This window comes from Streptomyces sp. NBC_01525 (genome assembly GCF_045040405.1).
Taxonomy (GTDB): domain Bacteria; phylum Actinomycetota; class Actinomycetes; order Streptomycetales; family Streptomycetaceae; genus Streptomyces; species Streptomyces benahoarensis.
Genome location: NZ_CP109397.1, coordinates 5,378,201 through 5,394,266 on the forward strand (window position 1 = coordinate 5,378,201; position 16,066 = coordinate 5,394,266).

General features: G+C 73.9%; 7 protein-coding genes and 1 pseudogene. 7 read left to right on the forward strand and 1 reads right to left on the reverse strand.

What is annotated here, in order from left to right; translation table 11 throughout:
- The first annotated feature begins 574 nt into the window (after nt 1-574).
- From OG422_RS24035 to OG422_RS24065, 7 genes are all read left to right on the forward strand, one after another.
- Complete coding sequence (locus OG422_RS24035) at nt 575-2,545, forward strand: NAD-binding protein (RefSeq protein WP_405747967.1); 1,971 nt, start codon at nt 575-577, stop codon at nt 2,543-2,545.
- 137 nt (nt 2,546-2,682) lie between these two features.
- Complete coding sequence (locus OG422_RS24040) at nt 2,683-3,798, forward strand: PucR family transcriptional regulator (RefSeq protein WP_405745412.1); 1,116 nt, start codon at nt 2,683-2,685, stop codon at nt 3,796-3,798.
- Nucleotides 3,799-3,965: 167 nt separating this feature from the next.
- Complete coding sequence (locus OG422_RS24045) at nt 3,966-4,565, forward strand: hypothetical protein (protein WP_405745415.1); 600 nt, start codon at nt 3,966-3,968, stop codon at nt 4,563-4,565.
- A gap of 112 nt (nt 4,566-4,677) precedes the next feature.
- Nucleotides 4,678-6,816 (forward strand): flotillin family protein, encoded by a 2,139-nt coding sequence (locus tag OG422_RS24050; RefSeq protein WP_405745418.1) that lies wholly within the window; start codon nt 4,678-4,680, stop codon nt 6,814-6,816.
- Nucleotides 6,817-6,960: 144 nt separating this feature from the next.
- Nucleotides 6,961-11,874: a DNA repair ATPase gene (locus tag OG422_RS24055; protein WP_405745421.1), complete on the forward strand. Its 4,914-nt coding sequence runs from the start codon at nt 6,961-6,963 to the stop codon at nt 11,872-11,874.
- A 138-nt stretch (nt 11,875-12,012) separates the two neighbouring features.
- Nucleotides 12,013-14,064: an APC family permease gene (locus OG422_RS24060; protein WP_405745423.1), complete on the forward strand. Its 2,052-nt coding sequence runs from the start codon at nt 12,013-12,015 to the stop codon at nt 14,062-14,064.
- 138 nt (nt 14,065-14,202) lie between these two features.
- Nucleotides 14,203-15,531, forward strand: coding sequence for a class I SAM-dependent RNA methyltransferase (locus OG422_RS24065; RefSeq protein WP_405745425.1), 1,329 nt, complete (start codon nt 14,203-14,205; stop codon nt 15,529-15,531).
- Nucleotides 15,532-15,813: 282 nt separating this feature from the next.
- On the opposite strand, the pseudogene OG422_RS24070 reads toward OG422_RS24065, so the two are convergent.
- Nucleotides 15,814-16,064: pseudogene (locus OG422_RS24070) on the reverse strand (tetratricopeptide repeat protein); the annotation flags it as partial.
- Nucleotides 16,065-16,066 lie beyond the last annotated feature (2 nt).

The following is a 16,066-nucleotide window of genomic DNA, read 5'->3' on the forward strand; positions in this document are numbered from 1 at the left end:
GCAGTCCTGGTCACTCCGCCGACCCGCACGAACACCCTGCTCACTCTTCTCTCTCCGCTTTCCGGGCAACAACGGGCCGCACCGCGTACGGCGCCGCCCGGGGACGAGCTTAAGCGTCAACGCCGGTGCCGCCCGCATCCGCGGGGCCTCGCGGCGCCCCGGAAGGGTGGTGTGCGCGGTCGGTGAGGCGACGGCCACCGAGCGAAGTGGGATACGGATTCCGGATACGCGGCGGCGAGCGCGGGCGTACGCCGGGGAGGCACCTCACGGCCTGGCGCCCCGCCCCCTGCGGCCCGGAGTGCCCGCCCCGTACGAACCGGTGCCCGCCCCCTGCGGCCCGGTGCGCCGCCCCGTGCGGCTCGCCCCGTGCGGCCCGGTGTCTGCCCCGTATGCGGCCTGGCGCCCGCCCCACGCGGCCCACACCCGCCCGTACACCCACGCACCACGGCCGATCCGGAGCCCGCGCGACCGGATGCGCCGTTCGGTGATCATGAGGCACGCTACGCGGGTGCCCCATCTGCCTCACCAGAGCCCGTCCGCACCGTCGTCCCCGCCGTCCCCGTCCTCGCCCGCCATGGTGGTCTGCGGCGACGACGCCCTCGCCCACCGCATCGCCGCCGAACTCCGCGATGTCTACCGCGAACGCGTCACCCTCGTCCTGCCGTCCGCCCGCGAGCCGCACCGGCCCCGTATCCCGCCGTCGCTGCGCGGGCTGGGCCGGGCCTCCGCGCTGCTCGGCCGGGTCACCGCGGCGATGGCCCGCACCTCCCTGCTGCCGTCCGACGCGCCGGGCGCGGACGACGGCGTGCCGCCCGAGGAGACCGTACGGATCCTGGAGTCGGCCGAGGCGGACGACGCGACGCTGATCGAGGCGGGGGTGCCCGGGGCGGAGGCGCTGGCGCTCGTCTATGACGACGACGAGACCAACATCCACGCCGCGCTGCGCGCCCGCCGCCTCAACCCCCGGCTGCGGCTGGTCATCCGGCTCTACAACCGCAAGCTCGGCCAGCATGTGGAGGCGCTGCTCGACCAGGCCGCGGCGGTCGCCACGGACACCGACCCGGCGGACGCCGAGTGGATCGACACGTCGACCACGGTGCTCTCCGACGCCGACACCGTCGCGCCCGCCCTCGCGGCCACCGCCGTCGCCGGTACCAGCAAGGTCATCGAGGCGGACGGCCTGCTGCTGCGCGCCGTGGAACGCGGCCCGGACGCGGCCGGCCGGGGCGAGGGCACCCAGCTGTGCACCCTCGCGCTGCTGTCGCCGTCCGACGACCCGGACGACGGCCACCACGCGGGCCGCCACCGGGGCGCGTCCCGCGGCGACGACGACGGGCCGGTGATGCTGCCCGGTGCGGAGGCCGTCGCCGCGGCGGGGGAGGCGGGCGGCAGCCGCGTCGTCCTGGAGACCGTCACCTACGGGGGCCGCCAGTTGCGGCCCCGTGCGCTGCGCGGCCGCGGCGCCCCGCTCGGCTCGCTGTTCTCGCCCCGGCTGCGTTGGTCGATCGCCGGGATCGTCGGCGCGGTGCTGGCGCTGGCCGTCGCCTCCACCCTCACCACCGGCGAACCCCCGCTGCGCGCCGTCCATCTCTCGCTCCTGGACCTGTTCGCCATCAACGACCCGGCCGTCGACGAACCGCTCGCCCGCAAGGTCCTCCAACTGCTGTCCGGGCTGACCGGCTTGCTGCTGCTGCCGGTGCTGATCGCCGCGGTGCTGGAGGCGCTCGGCACGTTCCGCAGCGCCGCCGCGCTGCGCCGCCCGCCGCGCGGCCTGTCGGGCCATGTCGTGCTGCTGGGCCTGGGCAAGGTCGGCACCCGGGTCCTGGCCCGGCTGCACGAACTGGGTATCCCGGTGGTGTGCGTCGAGGCCGACCCGGAGGCGCGGGGCATCCCGCTCGCCCGCCGCCTGCGGGTGCCGGTCGTGCTGGGCGACGTCACCGACGAGGGCGTCCTGGAGGCCGCCAAGATCGAACGGGCCCGTACGCTGCTCGCCCTGACCAGCGTGGACTCCACCAATCTGGAGGCGGCGCTCTACGCCCGTTCGCTCACCCCGCGGCTGCGGGTGACGCTGCGGCTGTTCGACGACCGGTTCGCCACCGCCGTCTACCGCACCCTGCGCGCCGCGCATCCGCGGGCCCTGACCCGCAGCCGCAGTGTCACCTTCCTCGCGGCGCCCGCCTTCGCCGGTGCGCTCATGGGCCGTCAGATCATCGGCGCCATCCCCGTCGAGCGCCGTGTGCTGCTGCTGGCCCGCGTCGAGGCACGCGGCCATCCGGAGCTGTCCGGCCGCACCGTCGCCGAGGTGTTGCGCCCCGGCCGGCTGCGGGTGCTGGCGGTGGACACCTCGGCGCCCGACGACGCCGGGCCGGACGCCGCGCCCGCCGAACCGGACGGCGCGGAGCGCGAACCCGCCCGCCTCGTCCATGAACTCGGCGACACCTACGTCCTGCGTCCGCAGGACCGGGTGCTCCTCGCCGCCACCCGCGAAGGGCTCGGCGATCTGCTGGGCCGGCGCCCGGCCGCTTCCGGGATCCGGCAGGATTGAGGGCATCCTGGTGTCCGGGATCCGGCAAGAAAGGTGTGGGGAGTGCGCGACGTGGTGGAGCGGTACGGGGGAGAGCGGCCCGCGGGCCGGTACGGACGGGGCGGCGGCGTCACCGGCGCACGGTGCGGCGGCGCCCGGTGAGCCGCCGCACGCCCGCCGCGATACCCGACGCGTTCCTCGACGGCTACGCCGCCCTGCTCGGCGAGGTCTCGGCCACCGGCCGGGCACTCGGCCGCCCCGAGCGGGAGGCCCTGCGCGATCTGGGGGAGCGGGCCGCCGAGGCGGGGTACGGCCTGCGGGAGCTGGTCGGCCTCTACCTCGGTGAGACCCGCAGGCTCTGGGGCACCCTTCCCGGCGTCGCCCGCGCGGCAGGGGTCGCCGAACGGGCCCGCACCGGTGACGCGTTGCTCGGCGCCGTGGAGGCGGCCGTCTCCGCGCTCGGCGAGGGCCATGAGCGGGCGACGCGGCTGGCGGTGCGGGAGGAGGAGGCGGTCCGCCGGGAGTTCATCGACGATCTGCTCTACGGACGCAGCGATCTGGGGCGGCTGGCCGAACGCGCGGAGCGGTTCGGGTTGCGGCTGGCCCGCGCGCACGCCGTCGCGGTCGCCGAGGGGACCGGCCCGTACGACGACGTCCACCCCGTCGCCGGACGAGTGGAGCGCGAACTGATCGGCCGGTTCGGTGACCGGGACGCGTTGATCACCACCAAGGGCGGGCGGCTGATCTGCATCGCCGCCAGCGCCGAACCGGCCCTCCTGGAAGCCTTCGCGGCCACCGCCCGCAGCGAGGTCGCCGGACGCGAGGGCGCCCGGCGGGTCGCGATCGGCCGCCCGCACAGCGGCGCCGGGGGAGTGGTCCGCTCCTACGAGGAGGCGCTCGGCACCCTGGAGCTGGGCGAGCAACTGGAGCTGGGCGCCCCCGTGTTGCGCGCCGCGGACCTGCTGGTCTTCCCGGTGCTGCTGCGCGACCGGGCCGCCATGGCCGACCTCGTCCGCAGCGTCCTGGGCCCGCTGACCGAGGCGCGCGGTGGCGCCGAACCGCTCCTGGAGACGTTGTCGGCGTGCGCCGCGGCCGGGTACGTCAACGCCGAGGCGGCCCGCCGTCTGTCGGTGAGCGTGCGCACCCTCTCGTACCGCCTGGAGCGCATCAAGTTCCTCACCGGCTACGACCCCGCCGACGGGCTGCAGCGCTTCACGCTGGAGACCGCGGCGCTGGGCGCCCGCGCGCTGGGCTGGCCGGGGACCCCGCTGTGACGATGCGCCGGGCCGCCCCGCGCGCCCGGCACGCCGCATGGCGATAACAGGCCATCAAGAACGCATAAAGATTGCCGGAAACCGGCAATGTGCCCGAACTCGTTCTGCTGCCACGATGCGGACATCGACAGCGGTACCGCCATCGGCAGCACAACGGGGGCACGATCATGGCCGATTTTCTGAGAGCCGCGCTGGCCTTTCCGGCGGCGCTCTTCAGTTTCGCCCTGATCGTCGTCGCCGGGTACTGGCTGCTGGTCCTGCTCGGCGGCGTCGGCGTGCACATCCTCGACGGGGGTGAGGGTGGCCACGCCGGCACCGACAATGCGGCCGGCGCCGGACTGCCGGTGACGGTATCGCTGTCGCTCGGACTGCTCCTCGCCTGGCTGGTGTGCCTGGCCGGTGCGGCGCTGACGCCCGAGGGGCCCGTGCGCACCGTCACCCTGCTCGCCGCCGTCGCGGTGTCCTGGGCCGGGGTCCGCCTCGCCGGGCGCCTCGCCCGCCGCCTGCTGCCGCCCGAACGGGTCGCCTCCCGCGACGACTTCATCGGCCGCGTCTGCACCGTACGCACCGGCCGCGTCGCCGCCGACTTCGGTCAGGCGGAGGTCCGCGCCGACGACGGCTCCACCGCCGTCGTCCAGGTCCGCACCGACGAGAGCGGACTCGTCGCGGGCAGCAGCGCCCTCATCTACGCCTACGACGCCGACGGCGAGTTCTTCCGGGTCGCGCCCTTCGACGGCGCGCTGGACCCGCACAAACCCGTCGCCTGAGCCGCGGCCGTCCGGCCGTACCGCTCCCCGCCCGCCCTTGGGCGCGCCGCCGCATGCCGCGCGCCGGGCCCCACGCGTCGTCACCCTCCCGAATCGACACAGGGATGTATCGATGAATGCCCTCACCATAGGAATCGGCGTAGCAGTCGCCGTAGCCGTCCTCATCGTGCTGGTCGCGGTCTTCGCCGTCACCCGCCTCTACCGCAAGGTCCACCAGGGTCAGGCGCTGATCGTCTCCAAGTACCGCAAGGTGGAGGTGACGTTCACCGGCGCGGTGGTGCTGCCCGTGCTGCACAAGGCCGAGGTGATGGACATCTCGGTGAAGACCATCGAGATCGGCCGCACCGGACACGAGGGCCTGATCTGCAAGGACAACATCCGCGCCGACATCCGGATCGCCTTCTTCGTCCGCGTCAACAAGACGAAGGAGGACGTCGTCAAGGTCGCCCAGGCCATCGGCACCGAACGCGCCAGCCACGACAGCACCCTCCAGGCGCTGTTCGCCGCGAAGTTCTCCGAGGCGCTCAAGACCGTCGGCAAGCAGCTGGACTTCCAGGACCTGTACACGATGCGGGACGAGTTCCGGGACCGGATCATCGCGGTCATCGGCACCGACCTCAACGGGTACAGCCTGGAGGACGCGGCCATCGACTACCTGGAGCAGACGCCGCTGTCGCAGCTGGACTCCGCCAACATCCTCGACGCGCAGGGCATCCGTAAGATCACCGAACTCACCGCGATCGAGCACGTCCGCACCAACGAGTTCCAGCGCCACGAGGAGAAGGAGATCACCCGGCAGAACGTCGACGCCCGCGAGGCCGTCCTCGAACTCCAGCGGCGCCAGGTCGACGCGGAGATCAAGCAGCAGCGGGAGATCGAGATCGTCCGGGCGCGCGAGGAGGCCGAGACGGCGCGGGTGCAGGCCGAGGAGCGGCTGCGGGCACAGTCCGCGCACCTCAAGACGGAGGAGGCGCTCGGCATCCAGAACGAGAACCGCGAGCGGGAGATCGTGGTGGCGGTCAAGAACCGCGAGCGGATCGTCGCCATCGAGAACGAACGCATCGAGAAGGACCGCCTGCTGGAGGTCATCGCCCGGGAGCGGGAGACGCAGCTGACCCGGATCGCCGCCGACAAGGAGATCGAGGCGGAGAAGCGGGAGATCGCCGACGTCATCCGGGAGCGCATCGCCGTCGAGAAGACCGTCGCCGCGCAGGAGGAGGAGATCAAGAAGCTGCGCACCGTCGAGGAGGCGGAGCGCGAGCGGCAGTCGTTGATCATCCGGGCGGAGGCCGAGGCGCAGGAGCGGCTGGTCAAGGACATCAAGGCGGCCGAGGCGGCGGAGACGGCCGCCACCCACCGCGCCGCCGAGGAGATCACCCTCGCCGAGACCCGGCACAAGACCGCCGAACTGGATGCCCAGGCCAAGATCCGGCTCGCCGAGGGCACGCAGGCCGAGGCGGCGGCCGCCGGCCTCGCCGAGGTCCAGGTGCGTGAGCGCAACGCCGAGGTCATCGAACGGTCCGGACGCGCCGAGGCCGCGGCCGCCGCGGCGCTGCTGCGGGCCGAGGCGGACGGCGCCCGCGCCAAGGCGCTGGCCGAGGCGGAGGGCACCACCGCGCAGGCGCACGCCGACGCGGTCGCCATCGGCGAGAAGCTGAAGGCGGAGGCCGCCGGGCTCACCGAGAAGGCCGCGGCGATGGCCGCGCTGGACGCCGCGAGCCGCGAGCACGAGGAGTACCGGCTGCGGCTCGCCGCCGAGAAGGACATCCGCCTGGCCGACCTCGACATGCGGCGGCAGGTCGCCGAGGCGCAGGCGACGGTGCTCGCCACCGGCCTGGAGAACGCCCGGATCGACATCGTCGGCGGCGAAAGCGCCTTCTTCGACAAGGTCGTCGGCTCCATCGGCACCGCCAAGGGCCTCGACGCCTTCGTCGACCGCTCCGAGACGGTCCGCACCGTCGCGGCGCCGTGGCTCGACAAGGAGCACTCGACGTTCACCGGGGACCTCGGCGCGATGCTCGGCGGACTCGGCGCCTCCGGGCTGCGCGACCTCACCCTCGCCGCGGCGCTCGGCCGCCTCATCGCCGGCGGTGGTCCGCAGGCCGGTCCGCTCCAGGGCCTGCTGGACGCGGTCCGCGCCCAGGGCCTGGACGGTCTGTGCCTTGGCGACCTCGGTGGTCTCGCCGCCGCACCGGCCGCGGCCCCGGACGGCCCCGCCGCCGTCAACGGCTCCGCGGCACCGGTCGCGTAGCCCGCACGGGGCAGGCGGACGGGGCGCGCGCCGCGGCCCGCCGGGCGCCCGCCCCGTCCGCCCCGTCCGCCCCGTACGACGTCAGCAGCCCGGTGGCCCGGCAGCGGTGCCAGGCCACCGGGAGAGAACCGGGAGAGCCAGAACGTGAACACCGACAGCGCGCAGCAGGCACCGGACACCCCGGCGGACCGCACGCCGGACGCCTCGCCCGGCGACGGCACGTACGAGGTACTGCGCGACCGGTTGCTGGCCGCCGCGGGAGAGCTGGCCGAGCGGGCCCGTGCCCTCAACGCCCGCCGCACCGAGGAGTTCGGCGGTGCGGGCCTGGAACTGCGGGCCACCGGGCGGCTGGAGAGCGCCGCGCCCTGCCTGCCCGGCGATGTCGTCGAGGTCGGCGGCCATCTGCTCTTCGGCCACCACCCGCCGGCCACCGTGACCGAGCCCGGCCCCGATGACGTCTTCGCGCTGTACCGCCGCGACGGCGACGCCCTCGCCCCGGCCGCTCCCGGCGCGCTGCCCGGCCTCCTCGACGATCCGCGCTTCCGCCGCGACGTCAGTGAGCTGCACCGTTACTACCGCCAGGCCCGACTGCGCGAACTGCGCCGCACCGACGCGCTGTTGCTCGCCGTCTTCCGCACCGGCGAGCGCCCCGGCGACCTACGGGTGCTGCGCTGGCGCCTGGCCGCCGACGGTACCCCCGCCTACCTCGACGACCAGGGCGAACGCGACCTCGCCGACCCGCCCGCCCACGACGTCACCTTCACCGCCGCCACCCGTGAGGACCATGTCGCCGGACGCCACCCGCACATCGACGTCCGCGGCGCCGTGTACGTCTCCGTCTCCGGCGGTCACCTCACCCTCAAGGCCGAGAACGACACCACCACCCCCGACGGCATCCACCGCGAGCCCGTCGACGAACCGCTCCAGTCGCTCGCCGACGCCGAGGTGGAGCACGCCCGCACCGGCCCGCTGATCCTGCTGCGCATCCGCCCGTACAACGAGGAGGCCGTCCGCTGCCTCGTCTACCACACGCGGACCCGCACCGCCCGCCGCCTCGACGCCGTGGGCCGGGCCTGCCGCTCGCTCCCCGACGGGCAGGGCCTCGTCTTCCCCGGCGGCTACCACCTCGCCACCGGCGCCACCAAGCTCTTCGGGACCGCCGCCGACGGCCTGGAGTTCGCCCGCGCGGTGCGCTCGCCCAACGGCGAGGACGTCCTCTACGTCTTCCGCCGCCCGGCCGACGGCCACACCCTGCTGCTGCCGTACAACGTCATCCGCGAGGAGGCCGCCGCCCCGCTCACCGGCCGCGGCCACGCCCTCTTCGACGACGGCACCCTCGCCGTGCTGCGGGAGGCGGGCACCGAGGCGGCCCGTGTCCACCCGTTGCAGATCTGGCGCACCCCCTTCACCTCCGACGCGCACGCCGCCGCCCGCCCGCAGGGTGACGGGCCGCTCGCCCGCGTCGGCAACGCCGAACTCGTCTCCGGCATCGCCGACCTGCTCGGCGTGGCCCGGATGGCCGCCGGCATGGAGCCGTCCGCCGCCGTCTTCGACGCCCTCGCGGCGGCCGCCACCCGCGCCGCCGACACCCACCACTGGCTCACCGACGCCGGCCTCGGGGCGCCCGCCGAACCCCTCGCCGCCGTCGGCGCGGCCGCCACGCAGGTCGTCGAGGAGTTCGCCCGGGTCACCGCGCTCCGCGAAAGTGCCGCGGACCAGCTGGAGCGCGCCACCACCGAGACCACCGCGCTGGTCCGGCGGGTCCGCGGCGAGCAGCCCGACGATGCGGCCGCCTGGGTCGGCCACCTCACCGCCCTGCGCCGCGCCCAGGGCCGCCTGGAGAGCCTGCGCGAGGTCCGGTACGTAGACCTCGCCACGCTGGACACGCTGTCCGCCACCCTTACCGACGACCTCGCCGCCACCGCCCGCCGCGCCGTCGCCTTCCTCGCCGCCGACGACGCCTTCGCCGCCACCCACCGCACCGTCGCCGCGCTCACCGACGAGGCGTCGGCCCTCGCCACCGTCGCCGACGCCGCCGCCCTCACCGCCCGTATCGACGAGGTCGCCGAGGGCCTGCGCACCGTCACCGACATCGTCGCCACCCTTGACCTCGACGACACCACCGTTCGCACCGCCGTCCTCGGCCGCATCGGCGACGTCCTCGGCGCCGTCAACCGCGCCCGCGCCACCCTCGACGCCCGCCGCCGCGCCCTCGCCGAGGCCGAGGGCAAGGAGGAGTTCGCCGCCCGGCTCGCCCTCCTCGGCCAGTCCGTCGCCGGTGCGCTCGCCGACGCCGCGACCCCCGAGGAGTGCGACACGCAGCTGGCCGCGCTGCTCCTCCAGGTCGAAGATCTCGAAGCCCGCTTCGGCGGACCCGACGGCGGCGCCGACGAGGTGCAAGGCGCCCGCCTCGCCCGGATCGCGGAGCGGCGCGACGAGATCCACGAGGCGTTCGCCGCCCGCAAACAGGCCCAGCTCGACGCCCGCGCCCGCCACACCGACCGGCTCGCCGAATCCGCCGCGCGCGTCCTGGCCACCGTCACCCGCCGCGCCCGCGCGCTGGCCGCCGCCGACGACATCCACGCCTACTTCGCCGCCGACCCGCTCGTCGCGAAGGTCCGCGCCACCGCCGCCGAACTGCGTACCCTCGCCGATCCGGTACGCGCCGGGGAGGTGGAGGGCCGCCTCGCCGCCGCCCGCCAGGAGGCCGTCCGCGCGCTCCGCGACCGCACCGACCTCTACGACCCCGAGGGCACCCTGCGGCTGGGCCGCCACCGCTTCGCCGTCACCACCCAGCCCCTCGACCTCACCCTCGTCCCGCACGGCGACGGCCTCGCCTTCGCCGTCACCGGCACCGACTACCGCGCCCCGGCCGACGACGCCCGCCTCGCCGCCGACCGCGCATTCCGCGACCAGCCGCTCGCCTCCGAGTCCCCGGCCGTCTACCGCGCCGAACACCTCGCCGCCCTCCTCCTCGACCACGCCGAGACCGGCCACGACGGCCTGACCCTGGAAGGGCTGTACGCGGCGCGGGCCGACGGCACCCTGCCCGACCTGGTACGCGCCGCCGCCCAGGCCCGGTACGACGAGGGGTACGACCGCGGCGTCCATGACCTGGACGCCACCGCCGTCCTCGACGCCCTGCTGCGGCTGCGGGCCGACGCCGGACTGCTCCGCTTCACCCCGGCCACCCGCGCCGCCGCCCAGCTGTTCTGGCACCACGGCACCGACCCCGCGGCCCGCACCGCCTGGGCCACCCGCGCCCACTCCCTGGCCCGGGCCCGCGCCCGCTTCGGCCGCACCACCGGCCCCGCCGACCTCGCCGCGGAGCTGACCGGCGCCGCCACCGCCTTCCTGACCACGTCCGGGCTGAGCGGGCTCGCCCCCGGGGCGGGCGCCGTCGCATCCGGGGTGCCCACGTCCGACGCCACCCTCGACGACCTCGCCCCCCTGGGCGCGTACCTCTTCGAGGAGCTGGCCGACGGCAGCCCCCGCTTCACCACCGGTGCCGCCGCCCGCGACCTCCTCACCGGCTTCCGCCAGGCCCTCGGCGGCCCCGGCTCCGCCGCCGTCAAGGAGTACGCCGACGACCTCACCGCCCTCGGCGACGACCTCGCCGCCCGCCATCAGCTCGTCACCGCCTGGCTCGGCGGCTACGCCGACGACCGCGGCGCGCCGCGCGCGGACCTCCCCGAGGCCGCCGCCATTGAACTGTGCGGCCCCGACCTGCCCCGACGCCCCGTCGACGCCCCGGTCGGCGCCACCGTCGACGGCCTGCTCGGCAGCCATCCGGCCCTCACCGACGGCACCCTCCCGCTCCGCCTCGACGAACTCCTCGACCGGACCCGCACCTTCCGCACCCACCGCGTCCCCGCGCACCGCGCCTTCACCCGCCACCGCACCGCGCTCCTCGACGCCGAACGCCGCCGCCTGCGCCTGGACTCCTACCGCCCCCAGGTCATGCCCGCCTTCGTCCGCAACCGCCTCATCGACGAGGTCTACCTGCCGCTCATCGGCGACAACCTCGCCACCCAGCTCGGCACCGCGGGCGACGACCGCCGCACCGACAGCCAGGGCCTGCTGCTCCTGCTGTCCCCGCCCGGCTACGGCAAGACGACGCTGCTGGAGTACGTCGCCGCCCGCCTCGGACTGGTCCTCGTCAAGGTCGACGGCCCGGCGCTCGGGCAGCACACCACCTCCCTCGACCCGGCGGCCGCCCCCGACGCCGCCGCCCGCCGCGAGGTCGAAAAGATCTCCTTCGCCCTGGAGATGGGCAGCAACGTCCTCCTCCACCTCGACGACATCCAGCACACCTCGCCCGAACTCCTCCAGAAGTTCATCCCGCTCTGCGACGCCCAGCGCCGCATGGAAGGCGTCTGGAACGGCCGGGCCCGCAGCTACGACCTGCGCGGCAAGCGGTTCGCCGTCTCCATGGCCGGTAACCCCTACACCGAGTCCGGCCACCGCTTCCGGCTGCCCGACATGCTCGCCAACCGCGCCGACGTACGAAACCTCGGCGACGTCCTCGCCGGGAAGGAGGAGCTGTTCGCCCTCTCCCACATCGAGAACGCGCTGACCGCCAACCCGCACCTCGCCCCGCTCGCCACCCGCGACCGCGCCGACACCGACCTGCTCATCCGCCTCGCCCGCCGCGACCCCACCGCCCACGCCGACCGCCTCGTCCACCCCTACGCCCCTGCCGAGCTGGACCAGATCCTTGCCGTGCTGCGCACCCTGCTGCGTGTCCAGGAGACCGTCCTCGCCGTCAACCGCGCGTACATCGACTCCGCCGCGCAGGCCGACTCCACCCGCACCGAGCCGCCGTTCCTGCTCCAGGGCTCGTACCGCAACACCAACAAGATCGCCGCCCGGCTGGTGCCCGTGATGAACGACACGGAGACCGAGGCGCTGCTCGACGGTCACTACCGCGCCGAGGCCCAGACCCTCACCGGCGGCGCCGAGGCCAACCTCCTCAAGCTCGCCGAGCTCCGCGGCCGCCTCACCCCTGTGCAGGCCCGCCGCTGGGCCGAGATCAAGCGCACCTGGCGCACCGGCTGAGCCCGTACGGGCGCGGTGAGGGAGGTGTGCGCGTCCGGTGAAGGCCCCGGAGCGACGCCGCGCGTCCGCACACCCGGCGATTCCGCGAGGCGGGTGGCGGGTGGGCGGGGCCCCGGGCGAAGGCTTAGCATCCTCTGCGTGTCCAAACTGACCGACGTGCCCAAACGCATTCTGATCGGGCGCGCACTGCGCAGCGACAAGCTCGGGGAGACCCTTCTCCCCAAGCGCATCGCCCTCCCCGTCTTCGCCTCCGACCCGCTCTCGTCCGTGGCCTACGCCCCGGGCGAGGTGCTGCTGGTGCTGTCCGTGGCGGGCGTGTCGGCCTACCACTTCAGCCCGTGGATCGCGGTCGCCGTCGTGGTGCTGATGTTCACCGTCGTCGCGTCGTACCGGCAGAACGTGCACGCCTACCCGAGCGGCGGCGGCGACTACGAGGTCGCCACCACCAACCTCGGACCCAAGGCGGGCCTGACCGTCGCCAGCGCGCTGCTGGTCGACTACGTCCTGACCGTCGCCGTCTCCATCGCCTCCGGCGTCGAGAACCTCGGCTCGGCGATCCCGTTCGTCGTGGAGCACAAGACGCTCTGCGCGATCGGCATCATCGTCCTGCTGACGCTGATGAACCTGCGCGGCGTCAAGGAGTCGGGCAAGCTCTTCGCCATCCCGACGTATGTCTTCGTCGCCGGTGTCTTCCTCATGATCTGCTGGGGCGCCTTCCGCGGACTGGTCCTCGGCCACGACATGAAGGCACCCACCGCCGACTACACCATCCACGCCGAACAGGGCGGGCTGGCCGGTTTCGCGCTGGTCTTCCTGCTGCTGCGGGCCTTCTCGTCCGGCTGCGCCGCGCTCACCGGCGTCGAGGCGATCTCCAACGGCGTCCCGGCGTTCCGCAAGCCCAAGTCGAAGAACGCCGCCTCCACCCTCGCCCTCATGGGCGGTCTGGCCGTCACCATGTTCTGCGGCATCATCGCGCTGGCCATGACCACCGGCGTGAAGATGGCCGAGAAGCCCGCCACCGACCTGCTCGACCACGGCCACCCGGTCGGTTCCGGATACACCCAGAACCCGGTCATCTCGCAGGTCGCCGAGGCGGTCTTCGGTCAAGGCTCGTTCCTCTTCGTGATCCTCGCCGCCGCGACCGCGCTGGTCCTCTTCCTCGCCGCGAACACCGCCTACAACGGCTTCCCGCTGCTCGGCTCGATCCTCGCCCAGGACCGCTACCTCCCCCGCCAGCTGCACACCCGCGGCGATCGCCTCGCGTTCTCCAACGGCATCGTGCTGCTCGCCGGAGCCGCCGCCGTCCTCGTCTACCTCTACGGCGCGGACTCCACCCGGCTGATCCAGCTCTACATCGTCGGCGTCTTCGTCTCCTTCACGCTCAGCCAGATCGGCATGGTCCGGCACTGGAACCGCCATCTGCGCATTGAGAAGTCCCCGGCGGCGCGCAACCGCATGCACCGCTCCCGGGCGATCAACGCGTTCGGCGCCAGCCTCACCGGTCTGGTCCTCGTCGTCGTACTGCTGACGAAGTTCACCCACGGCGCGTGGGTGGCCCTCCTCGGCATGGTCATCTTCTTCGTCACGATGACCGCGATCCGCCGCCATTACGACCGGGTCTCCGAGGAGATCGCCGCCGAGGACACCCCCGACGACGACATCGTCCGCCCCTCCCGGGTGCACTCCCTCGTCCTCGTCTCCAAGGTCCACAAACCGACCCTGCGGGCCCTGAACTACGCCAAGCTGATGCGCTCCGACACCCTGGAGGCGGTCAGCGTCGACGTCGACCAGGCCGATACGAAGGCGCTGCGCGCCGAGTGGGAACGCCGCGGTATCGAGGTCCCCCTCAAGGTCCTCGCCTCGCCCTACCGCGAGATCACCCGCCCCGTCGTCGACCACGTCAAGTCGCTGCGCCGCGAATCGCCGCGCGACGTCGTCTCCGTCTACATCCCGGAGTACGTCGTCGGCCACTGGTACGAGCATCTGCTCCACAACCAGTCCGCGCTGCGCCTCAAGGGCCGGCTGCTGTTCACGCCCGGCGTCATGGTCACCTCCGTGCCCTGGCAGCTGGACTCCTCCGAGGTGGCCAAGAAGCGCGCCCGTCGCCGCGCCGAGTGGAACGCGCCGGGCGCCGTCCGCCGCGGTCCGGTCAGCCAGCCGAAGAAGGACAAGGCCGCACCCCGCAAGTGACCGGGACCGTGCCGGGCGGGTGGCCGCCCGGCACGGGGCACGGCACGGCGCGACGGCACGTAGACTCGAAGGCTGTCGTCCGCCGTACCCGGCCGCGGCCCCGCCGCGCCGGTCCCACCCTTTGGAGCTTCGCCCGCCATGCAGACAGAACCCGAGAAGTCGCTGGTCGGCGCTGAGTACGAGGTCGAGGTCGGCCCTGTCGCCCACGGCGGCCACTGCATCGCCCGCACCGACGAGGGCCAGGTCCTCTTCGTCCGCCACGCGCTGCCCGGTGAGCGCGTCACCGTCCGTGTCACCGAGGGCGCCGAGGGTGCCCGCTTCCTGCGCGCCGACGCCGTGGAGATCCACACCCCGTCCAAGGACCGCGTCGAGGCGCCCTGCCCGTTCTCCGGCCCCGGACGGTGTGGTGGCTGCGACTGGCAGCACGCCGCGCCCGGTGCGCAGCGCCGCCTCAAGGGCGCCGTCATCACCGAACAGCTCGCGCGTCTCGCCGGCCTCACCCCCGAGGAGGCCCGCTGGGACGGCACCGTCGCTCCCGCCCCCGGGGACAAGGTCGCCAAGGGCGAGGTTCCGGCGTGGCGCACCCGCGTCCAGTACGCCGTCGACGCCGACGGCCACGCCGGTCTGCGCAAGCACCGCTCCCACGACGTGCAGCCCGTCGACCACTGCCTGATCGCCGCCCCCGGCGTCACCGAACTCGGCATCGAGAAGCGCACCTGGCCGCAGATGGCCACCGTCGAGGCCATCGCCGCCACGGGCTCGAACGACCGCCAGGTCGTCCTCACCCCGCGCCCCGGCGGCCGCCTGCCGATCGTCGAACTCGACAAGCCGGTCTCGGTCCTGCGCGTCGACGAGAAGGACGGCGGCGTCCACCGCGTCCACGGCCGCCCCTTCGTCCGCGAGCGCGCCGCCGACCGCACCTGGCGCGTGGGCAACGGCGGCTTCTGGCAGGTCCACCCCATGGCCGCCGACGTCCTCGTCGAAGCTGTGATGCGGGGCCTGATGCCGAAGAAGGGCGACACCGCCCTCGACCTCTACTGCGGCGTCGGTCTCTTCGCCGGTGCGCTCGCCGAACGCGTCGGCGACAAGGGCGCCGTCCTCGGCATCGAATCCGGCAAGCGCGCAGCCGAGGACGCCCGCCACAACCTCGAAGACCTCGACCGCGTCCGCATCGAGCACGGCAAGGTCGAGCAGATCCTCCCCCGCACCGGCATCACCACCGCCGACCTCATCGTCCTCGACCCGCCCCGCGCCGGCGCCGGCCGCAAAACCGTCGCCCACCTCGCCTCCCTCACCCCCCGCCGCATCGCCTACGTCGCCTGCGACCCCGCCGCCCTCGCCCGCGACTTGGCCTACTTCCGCGAGGCGGGATACGTACTGCGGCGGATGCAGGCGTTCGATCTGTTTCCGATGACGCATCATGTGGAGTGCGTGGCGATCCTTGAGAAGGCCGGAAAGGGCGCCTGACCTGCGGGTTTGGGTGACGTGCGGTATGTGCGGTATGTGCGGTATGGGCGGTATCTTGACGCTGAAATGACGCTCTCCGCGGCATCTTGACGCTCATATGACGCTCGTTCTGATGAGGCGTCACCTGCCTGGCCGAGCAGGTCGCGAGTGGTGCAAGGCGCAGTTCCCGAGGTTTGTCTCTACGGAACTTGCCGAAGATTGGTCTGGTTTCGTCGTCGCTGATTGCGGCGGCGACCGGGCGTTGTCGAGGGCCGGCAGCCGCGATCCGGCCGATTTGGCGTCCCCGCGGACGCCGCGTCGCTGGTAGACCGCGAGCGTGGGCCTGAGGGAGGAGATCGCCTTGCGGGTGCGTTCTGAAGTCATCCCGGCCATGCGATTGACCGGCTGGCTCCAGGTGGCCATGGCTTCGTCGGCGCGGGGCTGGGCGGCGAGGCTTTCGCCGAGGTCGGCGTGTGTGAGTGTGTGGAGGCGTTTGTACTTTACGGGGCCCAGCGGGTGAGAGCGTCGCGGTGCCGCTGCTCGGTGCCGATGTGGC

What these genes read in the sequence shown, in the direction of transcription:
- OG422_RS24035 (WP_405747967.1), top strand. Translation starts at nt 575, where the DNA reads ATGGTGGTCTGCGGCGACGACGCCCTCGCCCACCGCATCGCCGCCGAA.
- OG422_RS24050 (WP_405745418.1), top strand. Translation starts at nt 4,678, where the DNA reads ATGAATGCCCTCACCATAGGAATCGGCGTAGCAGTCGCCGTAGCCGTC.
- OG422_RS24045 (WP_405745415.1), top strand. Translation starts at nt 3,966, where the DNA reads ATGGCCGATTTTCTGAGAGCCGCGCTGGCCTTTCCGGCGGCGCTCTTC.
- OG422_RS24065 (WP_405745425.1), top strand. Translation starts at nt 14,203, where the DNA reads ATGCAGACAGAACCCGAGAAGTCGCTGGTCGGCGCTGAGTACGAGGTC.